A 2740-nucleotide genomic window follows, 5' to 3' on the forward strand; every position below is an offset into this window, starting at 1 on the left:
TGCAATTATTTTCAACAAATGTTTCAAAAAATGAAAGCAAATCTATTTGCTTTCTTTTGCCATATTCAATTAGATTCTGTAAATACTTATCAGATATATTCAATGATTCTATATTATTAGTATTATTGGATAAAAGTTTATAAATTTCAATATCTTTGTATTCATAGTAATTTCCTAATGGCTTTTCTTTAAGACATAAATCAGCTGCTAATTTAGCATCTTTATACATTTGATTATATGACTGCTTAGGAGTTGACTGTCTTCCTATTCCCCATGAACAGATTAATTGTTGATATTGCTTGGTTAGCTGGTTATTTAAAAATTGAATGATTTTATTTATATTTTGAGGTTTATCATAGGACGTTTCTTCTAAATATATGATTATGTATTCTAAATGAAGTGTATATACAAGATCGCATGAAATATGTTGTTTAAAGATATCGATACGTTTTTTTATTGTAGAAGCATTTGTATCTACCCAGTCAATAATTGCTTCTCTTGTAGAATTGACCATACAGGGGAAATTATTTATCCTTCCTACTATGCATAAATAGTTTTTATTAAGCCTTAATCCCAAATTTCTTCCTCTGGCAAATTCCTCTTCAGAGTTTTCTATTTCACCTTTGGCCATTTTCCAAGTAAAATCATCTAAAAGATCATTTTTGGTAGATGCAATAATAGCAGCCTTGTTGAACCATAGTGATAATGGCATATTTAGATAATTTTCAAATATTTCTTTATACTCATATTCAGTCTTGTTATCTAATTTTATATAAACTAGTCCAACAGTTTTGTTATCGATAAATATTTTGGATAATGTTATACAGTTATCTAAAAGAAGAGGCTTTGCATGAATAGAGTTAATATTTATTTTATGTTTGTTGTGGATAAAAGCAAGAGGGGAGTTCAGATTATCTGTTATTATAATGTCATTTGGTATGACATGACTGATAATTTCAGCTGCATCATCAATGCCTTTCTCATTAAGATATGCAGTGAGCAGCTTTTTCTGAAGTGACTCCCATTTCTGTTTTTCTATTATTTCTTTATGTTTGAGCTGTGCCAGAACATCTTCTACAATATCAGCAAAGCGATAATCCCAAGGAAGCTGAATTAAAGGAATATTATGTTCATTAATGAATTGTATTACTTTTGATGGGATAAAGTAGTTTGGATTTTCAAATGCAACAGCTATTACAGAAGCACCTGAAGAAAAGAGTTCTTTTATAAATTTAATTAATGACTCTTCAGAATCATGACAATTTACAGCTGTTGTTAAGACCATTTCATTTTTACGTATAAAATTGCCAACAGGAGGTTCTATAACTGAAATGTGTTTGATCAATATATCTTTTGTTTTTAAGTCAGAGTTCATTATTATAGATTTCTCATATTTTTTTAATGAAAGAAAATCATACAGAGTATAAGTATTTTTCATTTTTAAACTCCTTTCTTTAATATAATTTGTATAAAAAATTAATGAAAATAATGGACAAAATGTACATAGTTTTAAAATTAAGGATATTATATCATTAACTCATAGAAAATACAAAATACAAAAAAAGAGGAGGAATTATTTATGAAAATTAATACACAAGTTATACATGCTGGACAGGTTCATGATAAAGAAACTGGTTCACATGTAAGTCCATTATATCAAACATCAACATTCGTTTTACCAGATTTTGATACAGCAGTTTATTTAAATCAGCATGTAGATCAAGGTTTTGTATATTCAAGATTTGGAAACCCAACAGTTGCAGAACTTGAAAATAAAATAGCTTTATTGGAACATGCTGAAGCAGCATTAGCAGTAGGTTCTGGTCTTGGAGCAATATCAATTGCAACAATATCCCAGCTTAAAGCAGGAGATCACATTATATTTGGAGATGTAATTTATGGCTGCTCATTTGCATTATTTACTAAAATACTTCCTAAATTTAATGTTGAATACACAATAGTTGATACTACAGATGTTGAAGCTATTGAAAAAGCAATAAAGCCCAATACTAAATTAGTATATGTAGAAACACCAGCCAATCCTACATTAAAAATAAGTGATATTGAAGCAATAAGCAAACAGGTACATAAGCATGAAGGTGTTAAGGTTGTAGTTGATAGTACATTTGCATCACCTTATCTTCAGAATCCGTTAGATTTAGGAGCAGATGTTGTAGTACACAGTGCAACAAAATACTTATGTGGACATGGTACAGTTGTAGCAGGTGTTATAGCAAGTTCAAAAGAATTTATTGATAAAGCAAGAATGCCATATTTGCAATGTTTTGGTTCTGTACTTTCTCCATTTGATGCATGGCAGATTATGCAAGGAATGAAGACATTAGGTGTTCGTATGGAAAGACATTGTGAAAATGCTATGAAAGTTGCAAAGTTCTTGAAGAATCATCCAAAGGTTGAAAAAGTTTATTATCCAGGACTTGAAGATCATCCAACTCATGAAATAGCTAAAAAGCAGATGAGAGGATATGGAGGAATGATGAGTGTGGATATTAAAGGTGGAATTGATGCTGTAAGGACTGTAATGAATTCAGTTAAAGTAATCAGTCTTGCAACAAGTCTTGGAAATGTTGATTCATTGATACAGCATTCACCAACAATGAGCCACTTTGATATGACTCCTGAACAAAGACATGCAGTAAGTATTTTTGATGGACAAGTTAGAATATCAGTTGGTATTGAAGATGTTGATGATTTAATTGCAGATTTAGATCAGGCTCTT

The 2740-nt window shown here is 30.0% G+C and carries 2 protein-coding genes; one reads left to right on the top strand and one right to left on the bottom strand.

What is annotated here, in order from left to right; genetic code table 11:
- Nucleotides 1-1438: PucR family transcriptional regulator ligand-binding domain-containing protein (locus tag Q0F58_RS18610; protein WP_294379424.1), on the bottom strand; the 1438-nt coding region annotated here is incomplete at its 3' end.
- A gap of 141 nt (nt 1439-1579) precedes the next feature.
- Between Q0F58_RS18610 and Q0F58_RS18615 the strand changes: the two genes are divergently transcribed.
- Nucleotides 1580-2740 (top strand): PLP-dependent aspartate aminotransferase family protein (locus Q0F58_RS18615; protein WP_294379427.1); only part of this gene is annotated, 1161 nt, incomplete at its 3' end.

The organism is uncultured Clostridium sp. (genome assembly GCF_934754915.1).
In the GTDB taxonomy this organism is placed as follows: domain Bacteria; phylum Bacillota; class Clostridia; order Clostridiales; family Clostridiaceae; genus Clostridium.